General features: G+C 72.1%; 11 protein-coding genes and 1 tRNA gene. 7 read left to right on the forward strand and 5 right to left on the reverse strand.

What is annotated here, in order from left to right; translation table 11 throughout:
* The first annotated feature begins 141 nt into the window (after nucleotides 1-141).
* The 4 genes from tmk (at nucleotide 142) to ACSMXR_RS20480 (ending at nucleotide 6,533) form a co-directional block, all read left to right on the forward strand.
* Nucleotides 142-3,366 (forward strand): dTMP kinase, encoded by a 3,225-nt coding sequence (gene tmk / locus ACSMXR_RS20465; RefSeq protein ID WP_473169604.1) that lies wholly within the window; start codon nucleotides 142-144, stop codon nucleotides 3,364-3,366.
* 169 nt (nucleotides 3,367-3,535) lie between these two features.
* The gene (locus tag ACSMXR_RS20470; RefSeq protein ID WP_137235652.1) at nucleotides 3,536-4,741 is read left to right on the forward strand and encodes a DNA polymerase III subunit delta'; all 1,206 of its coding nucleotides are present in this window, start codon (nucleotides 3,536-3,538) and stop codon (nucleotides 4,739-4,741) included.
* A gap of 80 nt (nucleotides 4,742-4,821) precedes the next feature.
* A complete protein-coding gene (locus ACSMXR_RS20475; RefSeq protein ID WP_381791093.1) occupies nucleotides 4,822-6,351 on the forward strand; it encodes an alpha/beta hydrolase in 1,530 nt (509 codons plus the stop codon).
* A 108-nt stretch (nucleotides 6,352-6,459) separates the two neighbouring features.
* Nucleotides 6,460-6,533, forward strand: a tRNA-Thr gene (locus ACSMXR_RS20480).
* Between the two features lie 187 nt (nucleotides 6,534-6,720).
* Here ACSMXR_RS20480 and ACSMXR_RS20485 read toward each other — a convergent pair.
* Complete coding sequence (locus tag ACSMXR_RS20485) at nucleotides 6,721-7,431, reverse strand: LURP-one-related family protein (RefSeq protein WP_473169605.1); 711 nt, start codon at nucleotides 7,429-7,431, stop codon at nucleotides 6,721-6,723.
* A 298-nt stretch (nucleotides 7,432-7,729) separates the two neighbouring features.
* Here ACSMXR_RS20485 and ACSMXR_RS20490 point away from each other — a divergent pair, with 298 nt between their 5' ends.
* Together ACSMXR_RS20490 and ACSMXR_RS20495 are read left to right on the forward strand one after the other, a co-directional pair.
* Nucleotides 7,730-9,496, forward strand: coding sequence for a sensor histidine kinase (locus ACSMXR_RS20490; protein ID WP_473169606.1), 1,767 nt, complete (start codon nucleotides 7,730-7,732; stop codon nucleotides 9,494-9,496).
* A 104-nt stretch (nucleotides 9,497-9,600) separates the two neighbouring features.
* Nucleotides 9,601-10,278 carry a response regulator transcription factor gene (locus tag ACSMXR_RS20495; RefSeq protein WP_381907033.1) on the forward strand — a complete coding sequence of 226 codons (678 nt, stop codon included), beginning with the start codon at nucleotides 9,601-9,603 and terminating at the stop codon, nucleotides 10,276-10,278.
* A gap of 177 nt (nucleotides 10,279-10,455) precedes the next feature.
* Here ACSMXR_RS20495 and fabV read toward each other — a convergent pair whose 3' ends face one another.
* Nucleotides 10,456-11,694 carry an enoyl-[acyl-carrier-protein] reductase FabV gene (gene fabV / locus ACSMXR_RS20500; RefSeq protein ID WP_473169607.1) on the reverse strand — a complete coding sequence of 413 codons (1,239 nt, stop codon included), beginning with the start codon at nucleotides 11,692-11,694 and terminating at the stop codon, nucleotides 10,456-10,458.
* A 289-nt stretch (nucleotides 11,695-11,983) separates the two neighbouring features.
* Between fabV and ACSMXR_RS20505 the strand changes: the two genes are divergently transcribed.
* Nucleotides 11,984-14,062 carry a serine/threonine-protein kinase gene (locus ACSMXR_RS20505; protein WP_473169608.1) on the forward strand — a complete coding sequence of 693 codons (2,079 nt, stop codon included), beginning with the start codon at nucleotides 11,984-11,986 and terminating at the stop codon, nucleotides 14,060-14,062.
* Nucleotides 14,063-14,091: 29 nt separating this feature from the next.
* Here the strand turns inward: ACSMXR_RS20505 and ACSMXR_RS20510 are convergent, their stop codons facing one another.
* From ACSMXR_RS20510 to ACSMXR_RS20520, 3 genes are read right to left on the reverse strand one after another with little or no spacing between them, the layout of a single operon-like run.
* On the reverse strand, nucleotides 14,092-14,496 hold the full coding sequence (locus ACSMXR_RS20510) for a GntR family transcriptional regulator (RefSeq protein WP_030087104.1): 405 nt from the start codon (nucleotides 14,494-14,496) through the stop codon (nucleotides 14,092-14,094).
* Between the two features lie 46 nt (nucleotides 14,497-14,542).
* Nucleotides 14,543-15,517: an ABC transporter permease gene (locus ACSMXR_RS20515; RefSeq protein WP_137235659.1), complete on the reverse strand. Its 975-nt coding sequence runs from the start codon at nucleotides 15,515-15,517 to the stop codon at nucleotides 14,543-14,545.
* A complete protein-coding gene (locus tag ACSMXR_RS20520; RefSeq protein ID WP_103510501.1) occupies nucleotides 15,514-16,458 on the reverse strand; it encodes an ABC transporter ATP-binding protein in 945 nt (314 codons plus the stop codon). Before ACSMXR_RS20520 ends, ACSMXR_RS20515 begins: the two co-directional genes overlap by 4 nt.
* Nucleotides 16,459-16,566 lie beyond the last annotated feature (108 nt).

A 16,566-nucleotide genomic window follows, 5' to 3' on the forward strand; every position in this document is an offset into this window, starting at 1 on the left:
CGCCCGGCGCCCGGATCCTCGTGATCCGGACGCCGGGCGGCGGTGCGTCAAGGGGCCCGCGGGCGCCATGGCCGAAACTGTCTGCGTCCATATGTTCGGACGGGCCGACAGTCACCGCACCGCTGCCGATAGGCTGGGCGGATGACGCGAGCCGAGCAGCCAACGGTCGTGAGCCCCACCTCCGACACACTTGCCGCAGACTCACGCGAGCGCGCCGTACGGGCCCTGTTGCGCATTCCCCCGCTGAAGCGGTTGTGGAGTGCCCAGCTCGTCGGCGGTATCGGCGATGCACTCGCCCTTCTCGTGCTGGTGCTGCTGTCGCTGCAAGCGGCGGTCCTTGAGGGCTCATTCGGCACCGGATACCGCGGGGCGGCCTTCGCCGTCGCCGCCGTCTTCGGTGCCCGGATCCTTTCCACCCTGTTCTTCGGAGCCGTACTCCTGGGGCCCCTGACGTCCCTCACGGGGCCCGGCGGAAAGCTGGACCGGCGATGGCTGATGATCGGGGTGGACGGGCTGCGCCTGGCGCTGCTGGTCGTCGCCCCGCTGTGGATCGACTGGACGCCCGACAAGGCGCTCATGATGATCCTCATCACCGTCTTCGTGACCGGCGCCGGTGAGCGCCTGTGGGCCGTGGCCAAGGACAGCGCCGCCCCGGCGCTGCTGCCCGCCCCGCCGCTCGAAGGCGCGGCCGTACGCCCCCTGCCCGACCACCACGACGCCCTGCGCCGTCTGTCCCTCCGCACCAACTTCCTCGCCGTGCCCGCCGCCGCGGTGGTCCTGCTGGTCGCCACACTGGTCGGCAACCTCCTCGGCTCGGGCCTGGAGTGGTTCTCCTTCCACCAGGCGGCCCTGGGGTCCTACGTCGCGGCCGGACTCTTCTCCGCCTCCATCTCCACCCTGTATTTCCTGGAGTTCCCGGCCACCCAGACGCCCCGGCCGCGCTCCCCGCTGGAGGGCCTGCGCCGCCCCGCCACCGGCAACGGCCCCGACAAGGGCCGCACCGGCGCGGTGCCGCTGCTCGTCGCGGTCTGCGCGGCCGTCGCCGGAGTCGTCGCCGCGGCCGCGGCCGTCTCCGTGCTGCACGCCTACGACCTGGGCGGCGGACCGGCCACCTTCGCGCTGCTGATCCTCGGGCTGACCGGCGGCACCGCCCTCGGCATCCGTACGGCACGCCACGTACTGCCCACCCTGTCGCGCCGCCGCATGCTGGCGCTGGCCACCGCCGTCACGGGCCTCGCGCTCCTCGCGCTCGGCCTGGTGCCGGACACCGCGACCGGGATCGCCATCGCGCTGCTCGCCGGCTACACCGCCGGGGTCGCCGCCAACACCGGGCACACCCTGATCGACCAGGAGACCGAGGCGTTCCGGCAGGCCCGGACCACCGAGCACCTCCAGGCCGTCGTCCGGGTGCTCGTGGCGCTCGGCGCGGTCGCCGGTCCGCTGCTGGCCGCCGCGATCGGCCGGCACCGCCTGGTCGCCGGTGACTTCGTCTTCGCCCACGGCGGGGCCGCCTTCACCCTGATGCTGCTCGGCGCGCTGCTGCTGCCCGTCGCCGCCGTCGTCCTCGCCAAGACGGACGACCGGGCGGGTGTGCCGCTGCGCCGGGACCTGCGCGAGGCGCTGCGCGGCGACGAACCGGCCGTCGCGCCCGCGGCCACCGGCTTCTTCCTCGTTCTGGAGGGCGGCGACGGAGCGGGCAAGTCCACCCAGGTCGAGGCGCTCGCCGACTGGATCCGGGCCAAGGGCCACGAGGTCGTCGTCACCCGCGAGCCCGGGGCCACCCCCATCGGCAAGCGGCTGCGGTCGATCCTGCTGGACGTGTCCTCCGCCGGTCTCTCCAACCGGGCCGAGGCCCTGCTGTACGCCGCCGACCGCGCCGAGCACGTCGACTCCGTCGTCCGCCCGGCGCTGGAACGCGGCGCGATCGTCATCTCCGACCGCTACATCGACTCGTCCGTGGCCTACCAGGGCGCGGGCCGGGACCTGGCCCCGACCGAGATCGCCCGGATCTCGCGGTGGGCGACGAGTGGCCTCGTACCGCATCTGACGGTGCTGCTGGACGTCGACCCGGCGACCGCGCGGGAGCGGTTCACGGAGGCGCCGGACCGGCTGGAGTCGGAGCCGGCGGAGTTCCACGAGCGGGTGCGGTCCGGGTTCCTGACCCTGGCCGCCGCCGACCCGACGCGCTATCTGGTGGTGGACGCCGGCCAGGAGCCTGAGTCGATCACCACGGTCGTACGGCACCGGCTCGACCAGCTCCTGCCGCTCTCCGAGGCCGAGATCGAGGCCATCGAGGAGGCCCGGCGCAAGGCCGAGGAGGAAGCCCGGCGCAAGGCGGAGGAAGAGGCCGCCCGCAAGGCCGAGGAGGAGCGCCTGGAGAAGGAGCGCCAGGAGCAGCTCGCCCGGCTGCGCGCCGAGGAGGAGGAGCGCAAGCAGCGCGAGCTGGAGGAGGCTCGCCGCCGCGAGGCCGAACGCCAGGCGGAGGAGGCCCGGCAGCGTGCCGAGGAGGCCCGCCGCCGCGCCGAGGAGGACCGGCTCCGGCTGGAGGCCGAGGAGCGGGTCTGCGAGGCCGAGCAGGAACGTCTGCGCAAGCAGGCCGAGGAGGAGGCCCGGCAGCGCAAGGAGGCCGAGGCCCAGCGGCTGGAGAAGCAGCGCAAGGCCGAAGAGGCCCTGCTGCGCGCGGAGGAGGCCCGCCGCCGGGCCGAGGCCGACGCCGCCGCACGTACGGAGGCGGCGCGGGCCGAGGCCGAGCGGGTATCGCGTACGTCCGGTACGGAGACGTCCTCGCGCTCCGAGGGCGCGTCGGGTCCGACGGTGCCGGAGAACGAGCTCACGGTGCCCACACCGATCGTGAACCCGAACGAGATCACGCAGCCGGTCCCGACGGCGCGTCCGGAGGACGACCGTCCTTCCGGATCCGGTACGGGTACGGGCACGGGTTCTCGTTCCGGCTCCGGCGCGGCTTCCGGCGCTGCTTCGGGGGACGACGAGACGGCGATGCTGCCGCGCTTCACGGACCAGCGGCCGGGGGACCCCCGGCAGGCCCGGGACGCGGACGAGACGGCCGTGCTGCCGCCCGTGCCCGCCGACCAGCCCTCCGACCGGGTGCCCCAGGGCTTCTTCCGGGACGAGGGCCCGGCGGCCGCGCCCGCGGAGAGCGAGAACGAGCGCACCCGCGAGCTGCCGCAGGTCGAGGACCCGAACGCCGGGGCGACGCCCGACCGGCAGCAGAGCCGCCGCAAGCGCCCCCGCCCGGACTGGGCGGAGGAGACCCCGCTGGACGATCTGCCGACCCTGGCGGACGAGCTGCTCGGCGGCCAGGACGACGAGGGCCCCGGGGGCCGGGGTCGTCGCCCGCGCGGCTGACGTACCCGCCCCACCGCCGACGGTGAAGTCCCGGCCCGTTCGTCCCTCCGGGGGCGGGCGGGCCGGGACTGTCAGTGGCGTCCTCCACAATGGAGAGCGACCAATGGAGAGCGACGACGCACCGCGGTTCGCGGGCGGTGCACGACACCACCGGAAGGGCGGGTGACCCATGACCGTATGGGACGACCTGGTCGGGCAGGACCGAGTGCAGGAACAGCTCGCCGCTGCCGCCAGGGACGCCGATGCGCTGGTCACCTCCGTGTCCGACGGCAAGCCGCTGGACCAGGGCTCGAAGATGACGCATGCCTGGCTGTTCACCGGACCGCCCGGTTCCGGCCGGTCCACGGCGGCGCGGGCCTTCGCCGCCGCGCTCCAGTGCACCAGCCCGGACCGGGCGCTGGGCGGTGCACCCGGCTGCGGTTTCTGCGACGGCTGCCACACGAGCCTGATCGGTACGCACGCCGACGTCCAGGTCATCCGCACGGACCTGCTCTCCATCGGTGTGAAGGAGACCCGTGACCTGGTCCGGCGCGCCCAGCTCTCCCCGGCGGTCGGGCGGTGGCAGGTCATCGTCATGGAGGACGCCGACCGCCTCACCGAGGGCGCGGGCAATGTGCTGCTGAAGGCCGTCGAGGAGCCCGCGCCGCGCACGGTCTGGATGCTGTGCGCACCCTCGCTCGAAGACGTCCTGCCCACGATCCGTTCCCGCTGCCGGCACCTGACCCTGAGCACCCCGCCGGTGGAGGCCGTGGCCGACGTTCTGATCCGCCGCGACGGCGTCGACCCCGAGCGGGCGCACGCGGCGGCGCGGGCCACCCAGGGGCACATCGGCCGGGCCCGCCGCCTGGCCACGGACGAGCGGGCGCGGGCACGGCGGGCCGCGGTGCTGAAGGTTCCGCTGCGGGTCGCCGATGTGGGCGGCTGTCTCAAGGCGGCCCAGGAGCTGATCGACACGGCCACCGACGACGCCAAGCAGATGGCGGAGGAGGTCGACGCCAAGGAGACCGAGGACCTCAAGGCGGCGCTCGGCGGGGTCGCCGGGGGCCGGATGCCGCGCGGTACGGCGGGGGCGATGAAGGAGCTGGAGGACAAGCAGAAGCGCCGCAAGACGCGTACGCAGCGCGACAGCCTGGACCTGGCGCTGACCGAGCTCACCGGGTTCTACCGCGATGTGCTGGCTCTCCAGCTCGGTTCGAAGCTGGCGATCGCCAATGCCGATGTGCAGGACTCCCTCGACCGGATCGCGGAGTCCTCGACGCCCGCGCAGACCCTGCGCAGGATCGAGTCGGTGATCGCCTGCCGGGAGGCGATGGACCGCAATGTGGCGCCGCTGCTCGCGGTGGAGGCGATGACGATGGCGCTGCGGGCGGGCTGAGGACTCCGGCACGGCTGCCCCTGTTCACCCGAATGAGCAGGGAATCGGACGACTCGTCACCCGCCGGATACGCTCCCTGAATGACTACCAGGCGGCTGCTCCGCACCTTCGCCATCGGGATCGGCACTGCCGGTCTGCTCATCTCCGGCTGCAGCGGCAGCGGCTCCTCGCCGAACGCCTCGGCCACCGGCACCGCCGCTCCCGAGGGGCTGTCGTCGTACTACACGCAGAAGCTGAGCTGGCGCGACTGCGGGGTGGAGGGCTTCGAGTGCACGACGATGAAGGCGCCGAAGGACTACGACAAGCCGGATGACGGCGACATCGACCTCGCCGTCTCCCGCAAGAAGGCCACCGGACCGGGCAAGCGGATCGGCTCCCTCCTGGTGAACCCGGGGGGCCCGGGCGGCTCCGCGATCGGCTATCTCCAGGGGTACGCGGCACTCGGCTATCCGGCCCAGGTGCGGGCCCGTTACGACATGGTGGCCATCGACCCGCGCGGCGTGGCCCGCAGCGAGCCGGTCGAGTGCCTCACGGGCCCGGAGATGGACGCCTACACCCAGGTCGACCAGACACCGGACGACGACGCGGAGGTCCAGAAGCTCTCCGCCGCCTTCGAGAAGTTCGCGACGGGCTGCGAGAAGCGGAGCGGCGAGATCCTCCCGTACGTCTCCACCGTCGACACGGCCCGCGACATGGACGTCCTGCGGGCCCTGCTCGGTGACGAGAAGCTGCATTACGTCGGAGCGTCGTACGGGACCTTCCTGGGCGCCACGTACGCGGACCTCTTCCCGAAGCGGGCCGGCCGCCTCGTCCTGGACGGGGCGATGGACCCGTCCCTGAAGGCCGTCGACATGAACCGCGACCAGACGGCCGGTTTCGAGGGGGCCTTCCAGTCCTTCGCCGCCGACTGCGTGAAGCAGCCGGACTGCCCGCTCGGCACCACGTCCACCGCCGACGCGGCGACCGCGCTCAAGCAGCTCTTCACGGACCTGGACGCGAAGCCGATCCCGACCGGCGACGACCGCAAGCTGGGCGAGTCCCTGGCCACCACCGGGGTGATCGCCGCCATGTACGACGAGGCGGCCTGGCCGCAGCTCCGCGAGGCGCTGGCGGGCGCGCAGCGCAGCGACGGCTCCGGCCTGCTGTCCCTGGCCGACAGCTACTACGAGCGCGAGCCGGACGGGAAGTACGCGAACCTGATGTTCGCCAACGCCGCCGTGAACTGCCTCGACCTGCCGCCCGCCTTCGACGGCCCCGACGCGGTCGAGAAGGCGGTCCCGGACTTCGAGAAGGCCTCCCCGGTCTTCGGCCGCGGCTTCGCCTGGGCCTCCCTGAACTGCACCTACTGGCCGACGAAGGCCACCGGCACCCCGCACCGCACCGAGGCGAAGGGCGCCGCCCCGATCGTCGTCGTCGGCACCACCCGCGACCCGGCCACCCCGTACAAGTGGTCCGAGTCCCTCGCCGAGCAGCTCTCCTCCGGCACCCTGCTCACGTACGACGGCGACGGCCACACCGCGTACGGCCGGGGCAGCGACTGCATCGACACGGCGATCAACACGTACCTCCTGGAGGGCACCCCGCCCACCAACGGCAAGAAGTGCAGCTGACCCACTCTGACCAGCACAAACGCATCCGGGGGTGCCGTGTGCGGAGCACCCCCGGAAACTGTGTAGACTTGGCTCCGCTGCTGATCGCACCATAGTGCGACAGGGCGCGCCGCCTTAGCTCAGTTGGCCAGAGCAACGCACTCGTAATGCGTAGGTCTCGGGTTCGAATCCCGAAGGCGGCTCACTGAAGGCCCAGGACAGAGAGACTCTGACCTGGGCCTTTGTGCTTTTCATGATCGATTCCCCTCAGGGCTCCATGATCGTCGCCGGTGGACAAGGGGTGCCTGGATCCGTTTCGCTGTCGGGGGCCGGGCAAGCGCAGCGGTGCACAAGGACGCGGTGGCGTCGGCAACGGGCGTGATGTGCGTGTCAGTCCACTTCCAGGGCGTCCAGGGCCAGCGTGTGGGCGATGGCGAGGCGGCGGTCGATGTCGGGCGCGAGGATCTCGAGTACGTACCGGGTGTGCAGCCCCAGCTTCTTGGTGACGGTCATCAGCGGCTTGCCGCTCTCGGTGTACTTGAAGCGGTACGGCCAGATGAACGGCACGTACTCGAGATACGGCACGAACTCCCAGACGAACCGGACGAAGGCCACCACCCGGCTGCGCTCGCGGCCGGTCAGCTTCATCGTCCCCGGCTGCCGCACCTGCCATGTCCTGCGGAGGAAGGACGCGCCCGCATCCTCGTAGAACGATCCGAAGGACTGGCCCGAAGCGTCCCGCACGTCGTACATGTAGCCCACTTCGTGGTCGCGGCCCTTGAAGGCGGCGAGAACAAACTTCCTGGACGCGTCCGTATAGACGGTCACCTGCCCCCTGAGCGACAGCCGCTTCTCGCGTGCGTAGGCGACGGGCTCGCCCTCGGAGCCGTCCGGCCGGGCCACGCTCACCACGTACTCGCCGGCCGTGAGGCTCAGTGTCTTCTTGATGACGAAAGTGTCGTGGGACTGGATGTCCGGTGCTTCCGCGAGGGTGGGGGTCGGGGTTGGGGCGGGGTCCGGGGTGGTCTTGGTGAGGCTGAAGGTGGCCTTGTCCTTCTCCGCGCCCGTTCCTGTACTCGACTCCGTGCCCGTGCTGTCCATGTGGCATCTCCCGTTGTCCCCGTGTCCCCGTTTCGGTCCGTCCATCGTCGGCCGCAGGACCGGCCCGGCGCAGTCTCCGGAAGTCGCGATCCCGGGCGACGAAAGGTGTCAACTTTCGTCGTACGGTGGCACGACGCTCGGCCGACGCGCGCGTTCTTCCGGGGGTCCTACCGTCGGTCCGGTGTACGCGGACAGGGAAGTGGATGTGGATGTGAGGGCGGGTACGGATGCGGGAGATCGACGGGTACGTTCCGCCGGGCTCGCCGTTCGGGGCCTCCGGCGGCGGTTGACCGGCGGTGTGCTCTGGAGCCCCGCCCGTATCGTCGGGGAGGCGGTGCTCGCCGTCACCCTCGCCGGGCTCGCCACGGGCCTCGGCGCGTGGGTGGACACGCTCGGGGCGCGGACCGTCCTCCTCGCCGGGGCGATGGCTCTGCTGGCGCCCGCGCGCCACGCGCTGCCCGCGACCGTCCTGATCCTCTCCGCCCCGCTGGCCGGGGGGTGGAATGTCATGGCCTCCGTGCTGCTGGTCTGCGCCGCCTGGTCGGCGGGGCGGCGGATCACGGAACCCTGGCGGGTGGCCGCCGCGTTCGGGGCCGCGTGTGTGCTCCACGCCGTCCCGGGCCTGTACCAGGACATCACCTCGGGGGCCGCGCCCGTGCTGCTCGTCACCCTCGGGTGGAACGTCGTGGCATTCCTCCCCCTGGCCGTGGTGCCGGCCCTCATCGCCCGCTATCGGGACCAACGGCGGCGGCTGCTCGACGCGTTGTGGCAGAACAACCAGCAACTCCAGCGCGAGCAGGCGATGGTGGCCCGTGAGGCGCGGTTGCTGGAGCGCAACCGCATCGCCCATGACATGCACGACAGCCTCGGCCACCAGCTCGCCCTGATCTCCGTGCACGCGGGCGCCCTCCAGGTCGACCCGGAGCTGACCGGGAACCAGCGGGAGGCCGTACGGATCCTGCGGGGTGCCGCCGTCACCGCGATGGCGGAGCTGCGGGCGGCGGTGGGGGTGCTCCACGACGAGGCGGAGTATCGGGAGCAACAGAACGAGCAGCAGTACCAGGGGCATCAGTCTCACCAGGGGAATCAGGGGGAGATTTCCTACCGGGAGTACCGGGAGTACGGGGAGCACCGGGAGTACCAGGGGCGCCGGCGGCAGCCGGTGGGCGGCGACGCCTCGGAGCCGTACGCGCCCCGTACCACCGCCGCCATCGACGGCCTGGTCGAGTCGTCCCGGGGCGCGGGCACGGCGGTGTCGCTGGACCGGAGCGGTGTCCGGCGGCCGTTGGCGCCCGCCGCCGACCACGAGGCGTACCGCATCGTCCAGGAGGGGCTGACCAACGCCCACAAGCACGCGCCGGGCGCCCCGATACGCCTTGCCCTGCGGTACGAACCGGACAGCCTGGTCGTGGAGGTCACCAACGGGCCCGTGCCGGGCGGAGCGCCCGAGGTGCCGCCGGAGATCAGCGGCGGCCAGGGGTTGAAAGGGCTGCGCGAGCGGGTCGGCCGGATCGGCGGCATGGTGCACACCGGGCCCACCGAGGACGGAGGCTTCCGGGTCGCGGGGATGCTGCCGTACGGCGCGACCTCCGTCGTACCGGATCGCGACGTTCGGGGGCAGCGGCGCCCGAGTGCGGTGGTCGACGGTGGAACGGTCATCAACGGGGCCGATCCACAGAGGGAGTTCACCACCATCATGAGTACCAGGAAGAACGTCGCCATCGGCTGCGCCGTCACCGCCGTCGTCCTCGTCGCGGGCGTCATCGGCCTGGGCATCTGGGGGGTGGGCGTCCTGACGGAAGAGGTGAAGAAGGCGGATATCTCGCCGAGCGTCTACGAGGAGGCGAAGGTCGGGGACGCCGAGGCGGACATCCAGGCCAGGCTCCCCGAAGAGGACTCGTGGCTCACCTCGGACCTGGCGGACCAGGGGCCCAAGCTGCCCGAGGGAGCGACGTGCCGACACTTCACCTCCAAGGACGACCGGGGGGTCGATGCCCTCACCGTCTTCCGGTTCTGCTTCCAGGACGGGAAGTTGGTCTCCAAGGAGACGTACCAGGCGAAGTGATGCCGGGCTCCGTGCGGCGGGTCGGCCGGTACAGGGCATGATGGCGGGGCCACTCCGTCCGTTCTCCTTGACAACGTCATGATCGACACCGCGCAGGAGGCTGTGTGATCCGGGTCCTCGTCGCCGACGACGAGCCGCTCATCAGGGCCGGCATCAGAATGATCCTCACCTCGGCCGACGACATCGAGGTGGTCGCCGAGGCCGGGGACGGCCGCGAGGCGGTGGAGAAGGCCCGGGGCGGCGGGGTCGATGTGGCGCTGCTGGACATCCAGATGCCGGTGATGGACGGATTGACGGCGCTGGTCGAGCTCGGCCGCGCCGCGCCGAAGGTACGGGTCCTGATCCTCACCACCTTCGGCGAGCGGGACAACGTACTGCGGACGCTCGGCCACGGCGGTGCGGGGTTCCTGCTGAAGGACTCCGCGCCCGGCGAGCTGATCCAGGCGGTGCGGGCCGCGGCGGCGGGCAACGCGTATCTCTCACCCGCGGCCACTCGGCATGTGGCGGACGCGCTCTCCGCCACCGGGGCCACCACGCGCGGGGAGGCCGCGCGGCGTCGGCTCGACGGGCTCACCACCCGGGAGCGCGAGGTGCTGGCGCTGCTCGGGGAGGGGCTCTCCAACGCGGACGCGGGGCGGCGGCTGCATATGAGCGAGGCCACGGTGAAGACGTACGTCAGCCGCATCCTCACCAAGCTCGACTGCGACAACCGCGTCCAGGCCGCCCTCCTCGCTCGCGACGCAGGGCTCCAGCCGGGGGGACTTCAGCCGGGCGGGCACTGACCGGACGGGCCGTCACTTCCGTACGGCCCGACGTTCCCGGTTCAGGGCCGACTTCTACCCCGATACGGGGACCGTCACGGTGACCGACGCTTCAAGGCGTGACGGCGACGCCCTGTTGACCGGTGCTGTCGTGGCCGGGGACGGAGGGCGGTGCGGTGAGTGCCTGCACGGCGGCGATCATCGCGGTGCGGTCGAAAAGCTCGACCCCGGCCTCCGCTGTGCGGGCCAGGGGACGTCGGTTTCGACGGCGGTGGTGTGGTCGACACCGGGGACGGAGAACCCGTAGAGGCGGCGGACCTCGTCGCTGAACCAGTCGAGGTCGGCGAGTTCGGTGATGGTGGCGCTGGTGGCGGCAGACCAGCGTTCGGCGACGGCGTCCTGCACGGCGGGGTCGAGTTCCCAGGTGTCGAGGCGGATCCGGCCCTCGTCGTCGAGGTCGAGGGGGCGGGCGCCCGTCAACCGGTCCCACAGCTCGACCAGTTGGCCGATCGGGGCCACCATGGCGGGGCCGAGAACGCCGCGCAGCAGTCCGACGTACAGGGCGATCCCGGGGATGGCGGTGGACGACTGGGTGACGGCGGCCGCGTTGACCGAGGTCACGGCCCGGCCGCCCACGGTCTTGCCGAGACGTTCGTCCAACGTGCGTGCGGTGGCTTCGAGATGGGCCTTCGCGGCGCCGATGGTGCCCTGCCGGTAGATCGCCGCGGTGAGGGGCGAGCCGATGTAGGAGAGGGCCGCGGTGGTGAAGCCGTCGGCGAGCAGGGACCGGTCGGCCAGGAAGGTGATCCACCGTTCCCAGTCCGTGCCGCCCATCACCGCCACGGTCTGCTCGATGTCGTCACCCTCGGCCGGCCCGGTGGTGACCTCCTTGACCTCCGGGGCGCCGTGCTCGTCGAAGACGAGGGTCTTGGTGGTGTGCGGCGAGCCGACCGGCTTGAGGACCGAGGCGTACACGTCGCCGGTGTCCGGGTCGGTGCGGCGAGGCGCGGCCACCGAGTAGATCAGGAAGTCGAGCCGCCCCCCGAACCGTTCGGCGAGGAGGCCGGCCACCTGCTCCTTCATCGCATCGCTGAACGCGTCGCCGTTGAGGAAGACCATGTCCCGCCCGTGCTCCCGGGCGAGCCGGGCGGTGGCCGCGGTGCGGTACCAGCCTGCTGTGCCGGTGCGGCGGGCGGGCGCCTTCTCGAAGCACACGCCGATGCCACGGATCCCGGCCCGGGCCAGGCCCGCGATCGTGGCGGCCAGGCCGTATCCGGCGGACGAACCGATCACCAGGGCCACCGGCCCCTCGGCCCGTGCGGTGACCGGGGCGGGGACGGCCTGCCACATCTCGTCCACGAGCCGCCGGCAGCCGTCGGGGTGGGAGTCGAGGAACAGGAAGCCCCGGTTCTTGGGTGCGATGACGCGTTCGCTCACGGTGTGGTGTCCCAGGGGTCGTCATGGACAAGGACGCGGCGGCCGCATCGGCCACCCCGTTCCGCCAGTCTGCGGCCGGGCCGCGGGGCACGGTGATCCTGGCCGGCACAACGATGGCGAGCCGCGCTTGGAGGGTTCCTACCGGCGCGTGGCCAGGATGCCGGTTCCAGCAGCCGCCCGGGCCGACGTGACTGTGCCCGACTCGCCGCCTTGCGTGACCGGTCTCCGGCCTATCCTGAGCGGGCGTCAACGACCGCACGGGGTAAGGCCATCGGGGGATCGGTTCAGCATGGGCATGGGCATGGGCAAGGACAGCGGGCGGTACACGGCGATGGAGGGCATACGGCCGCTCGCGGCCGGTGACCCGGTGCGGATCGGGCCCTATCCGTTGCTCGGCCGGCTCGGTGCGGGCGGGATGGGCCGGGTGTACCTGGCCCGTTCGGCGGGTGGGCGCACCGTGGCCGTGAAGGTGGTGCACGAGGAGCACATCGCGAACGGGGAGTTCCGGGCCCGTTTCCGCCGGGAGATCGAGGCGGCCCGCCGGGTCGGCGGGCGCTACACCGCCCCCGTGCTCGACGCCGGCCCCGACGCCGAGCAGCCGTGGGTGGCCACCGGCTATGTGCCCGGCCCCTCCCTGGAGCAGGCCGTACGGGAACACGGCCCGCTGCCCGCCGCCTCGGTGAACGCCCTGGCCGAAGGGCTGTTGAGGGCGCTGCGGGGCATCCACGCGGCCGGGATCGTCCACCGCGATCTGAAGCCGTCCAACGTACTGCTCACCGTCGACGGCCCCCGCGTCATCGACTTCGGCATCGCCCGCGCGCTCCAGGTCTCCGTGGAATCGCTGCTGACCAGTACGGGCATGGTCATCGGCTCGCCCGGCTTCATGGCGCCCGAGCAGATCCTCGGCGAGGAGACCGGGCCCGGCGCGGACGTCTTCTCGCTCGGCTGCGTGCTGATGTACGCCGCCACCGGGCAGCTGCCGTTCGGCGCGGGCGTGAGCAACCAGCACGCCGTGATGTTCCGGATCGTCCAGTCCCCGCCGGACCTGACCGCGGTGTCCGACGCCCCCTTGCGCGCACTGATCGAACGCTGCCTGACCAAGGACCCGGTCGAACGTCCGGGTGTGGACGCTCTGTTGGAGAGCCTGACGCCCGAGCAGTCCTCGGATGCCGCGCGCGGTGCGTGGCTGCCGCCGGTACTCCTGGCCCGGCTCGCGCAGCAGTCGGCCCTGCTGCTCGACGCGGAGGTGCCGGACGACCCGGATGTCCCTGAGGGTGCGGACGAGCCGGAGGGTGCGGTCTCGCCGGACGGTGCGGATGTGCCGGGGGCCGACGGCGTACCAGAGGGCGAAGGTGCGGAGCCTGCGGCTGTTCCCGGTCCTGGTCCCGCTCCCGCTCCCGTATCCGCTCCTCGTGACCTCGGCACGGTCGATCTGCGGCCGGAACCGGTACCGGGACCGGAATCACCGGATGCGGCAGCCAGGCCGAGCCCCGAACCGACCGGTGCCGCCGCAGTCGTTCCGGCCGCCGCGCCGGTCGCCGACGGGTCACGGCGTAGCCGCCGGCGGGCCTGGGTCGTCGCGGCCGTCGTCGTCGCCGTTCTGGCCGCCGGCGGGACCACGGCCTTCCTCAGCCGCGACCCCGGCGGCGGCGCGGATGCCCGGGGCGGAGAGTCCGCCCCGCCCGCCGCCGGTGCCACGGCCTCGCCCTCCGGGAAGGGCGGCGACGAGGACGACAAGGGCAGCGAGGAAGAGAAGGCCGAGGACAAGGCCAAGGAGAAGGCCAAGGACAAGGCGGAGGAGAAGGAAAAGGGGGAGGAAGAAGGGAATGGCAAGGACGGGGGCCAGGGCGGTGACGCCGGTGGCGGGCAGGGCGACGGTTCCGCTTCCGGCGGGGGCTCGTCCGGGACCGGAGGGTCCGGCTCCTCCGGCGGAAGCGGTGCGCAGGGCGGGGCCGGTTCGTCCGCGTCGGGCGGGTCCGGGGGCGCCGCGAAGCCGCCCGCCGCGGACCCGGACCCCGCCCCGGACGGCCGGGTGCCGCAGCACTTCGTCGGGACCTGGTCCATCGCGTCCCAGTACGACGTCCTCCAGCCGCACACCGTGGTCATCCGGCGGGTGTCGCCCGGGCAGTCGGCGGTGACCCTCATCGCCGACGTACAGGGCTCGGGGCACTGCGAGTACACGGCGAAGCTCGGCTCCGTGGCGGACGGCGGCAACCGGATCAACGTCGGTACCGCCGTGGTGAACAAGGCCCGTTCCGGCAGTATGTGCCGCGACACCGACCCCTCGTTCTTCACCGTCGCCGGGTCCGGCATCCTCCACGACGTCGGCCCCGCCCACGGCAGCGGCTACCGCTACAACCGCGCCTGAGCGGGGCCCCGGTCCGGTGCCCCGGCCGGTCAGTCCGGCGCCTCGCCCGGGTACGCGTTCTCGAACGCCGCGTGGAACAGGGCCGTGACGTCCTGGCCGGTGAGCCCTTCGGTTCGGGCCTGGGCCAGCCAGTCGGCGAGCGCGGCGCGCAGCGGTGAGTCGGGGCCGGACTGGGGCTGCGCGAGGGTGCGGGTGATGAACGTGCCCGCACCCTGGCGCACCTCGGCGAGGCCCATGCGTTCCAGTTCGCGGTAGGCCTTGAGGGTCGTGTTGGGGTTGACCTTCGTGGTCGCGGCGACCTGGGCCGCGGTGGGCAGCCGGTCGCCCTCCTCCAGCGCGCCCATGCGCAGTGCCTGCTCGACCTGCCGGACGATCTGGAGATAGGTCGCCACTCCACTGCGCCGGTCGATGCGGAACACGACCACGGACTTCACCTTCCGCTCGATTGCCGACACTTTACGTAGGGGGACCGGGGCGTGCTCACAGAGGTCGGCGCGAGACCCGCCACAGGGTGAACGCCGTGAGCAGGGCCGTTCCGGCGAGCAGGAGGCCCGCCGCGAGCCACTGCATTCCCGCCATCTGGTTGTAGCCGATGTACTCGATGACGTTGTTGACGATGCCGTGCTCCTTGATGCACGCGTTCTGCGCCTTCTCGGTCGCCTCGGCGCAGGTGCCCCAGCCGTACAGGGTGCCGTCCGCGCTGCCGACCCAGCGGTCCACCTCGTACGCCTCGTCGAAGCGGGCGGGCAGTTCGGCGTCCAGCGGGTACGTGAACATCTTCGGGGAGCCGAGTCGTACGCGTACCTCGTCCCAGACGAACAGGGTGGTGATCGCGGTGAAGAGGAACGTGCCCACCATCGCCGGGAGCATCCGGCGGACCAGGGCGCCGATGGTGATGCCCGCCGCGGTGAGGAAGAGGAGGAACGCGGGCAGGACCGGTCCGGTGTTGTCGAAGACGGCCCCGTCGATCCACTCGTTGAGGAAGAGGGAGCGGTGCGGCTTCCACCACCAGGTGAAGAGCGCCGAGAGCACCACGCCGGAGACCAGCGCGAGGATGTAGGCGAGGCCCAGCTTGGCGATGAGCCACTGCCGACGGGACATGGACTGGGTGGTGACGAGCTGCGCTGTGCCGTTCTCCTGGTCGCCCGCGATGAGCGGGGCCCCGACGAAGACGGCGAGGATCAGCGGGAAGCCGTTGATGATGCTGGTGATGTAGTTGTAGCCGCGGTTGTTGTCCATCGGCCGGCCGGCGTCCTTCTCCGGCCAGCCCTTCGCGTCGAGCAACTGCACCAGCTCGTTGCGCTCGTACAGGATCCACAGCGCGGTCAGCAGGGTGAGGCCGAGGACGCAGGCCAGCGCGACCCGGTGCTGGCGTGCGACGAGCCACGGCATGCCGCGCAGCAGGCGGCGCCCGGAGCTGATCTCGGAGGGCTTCTCGGTGAGGGTGGTGCTCATGCGGCCTGGGTCCCTTCGGCCTCGACGCGGGCGCCCTGGGTGTAGAGGGAGGGCGCGTCCGGGGAGCGGAGATGGGCGAGGAGGACTTCCTCCAAGGAGGGTTCGGCCGTCTCCCAGTCGGCCGGGAGCGGGCCCTTCGGCCGGATCATCGCCTGGAACTGCCGTCCCTGGAGGCGGGTTTCGACGACCGTGTGGTGGTCGAGCTCGGGCGGCAGCGCGCCGTCCCGGGCCACGCCGGTGACCAGGGCGTGGGCCGGGACCAGCGCGTCGGCGTCACCGGCCATCCGGATCCGGCCCTCGGCGACCACCAGCAGGTAGTCGCACATGTCCTCCAGCTCGGTCAGCATGTGCGAGGACATCACCACCGTGGTGCCGCGTTCGACGGCCTCCGCCATCAGCAGAGTGCTCATCTCGTCGCGGGCCAGCGGGTCGAGGTCCGACATCGGCTCGTCCAGGAGCAGCAGGTCGGGCCGCTTGCCGAAGGCCAGCGCGAAGGCCACGCGGGTGCGCTGGCCGCCGGAGAGCGTGCCGACCCGCGCGTCGAGCGGGACATTGCCCGAGCGGACGATCCGCTCCGCCGCCACCGCGTCCCAGCCGGGGTTGAGCTCGGCGCCCATCCGCAGGGTCTCGGCCACGGTGAACCGCTTGAACAGCGGTTTCTCCTGCCCGAGGAACGCGAAGGTGGGCATCACGGCGGGGTCGTCGACCGGTACGCCGAAGATCCGCAGCTCGCCGGTGGTCGGCTGCACCTGCCGGGTCGCCAGCCCGAGCAGGGTGCTCTTGCCGGCTCCGTTCGGGCCGACCAGGCCGCAGATGCGGCCGGCCGGGATCCGGAAGGAGCAGTCGCGCAGCGCCCAGCCGCGCCGGTAGCGCTTGCCCAGGCCGCGGGCTTCCAGTGCCCAGCTGCCGGACGTCGCGTTCGGGGTGCTCGTGTGTGCCACGCGCCTCACCTCGGTTCCGTGAATCCGTGATCGTGATTCCATGAATCAATTAATGGAATCATGGAGTCGTGAGGGAATGACTGTCAAGCGCGGCAGGTCGGGGAGGGG

This window comes from Streptomyces sp. DSM 106670 (assembly GCF_055792845.1).

What these genes read in the sequence shown, in the direction of transcription:
- tmk (WP_473169604.1), top strand. Translation starts at nt 142, where the DNA reads ATGACGCGAGCCGAGCAGCCAACGGTCGTGAGCCCCACCTCCGACACA.
- ACSMXR_RS20470 (WP_137235652.1), top strand. Translation starts at nt 3,536, where the DNA reads ATGACCGTATGGGACGACCTGGTCGGGCAGGACCGAGTGCAGGAACAG.
- ACSMXR_RS20475 (WP_381791093.1), top strand. Translation starts at nt 4,822, where the DNA reads ATGACTACCAGGCGGCTGCTCCGCACCTTCGCCATCGGGATCGGCACT.
- ACSMXR_RS20485 (WP_473169605.1), bottom strand. Translation starts at nt 7,431, where the DNA reads ATGGACAGCACGGGCACGGAGTCGAGTACAGGAACGGGCGCGGAGAAG.
- ACSMXR_RS20505 (WP_473169608.1), top strand. Translation starts at nt 11,984, where the DNA reads ATGGGCATGGGCATGGGCAAGGACAGCGGGCGGTACACGGCGATGGAG.
- ACSMXR_RS20515 (WP_137235659.1), bottom strand. Translation starts at nt 15,517, where the DNA reads ATGAGCACCACCCTCACCGAGAAGCCCTCCGAGATCAGCTCCGGGCGC.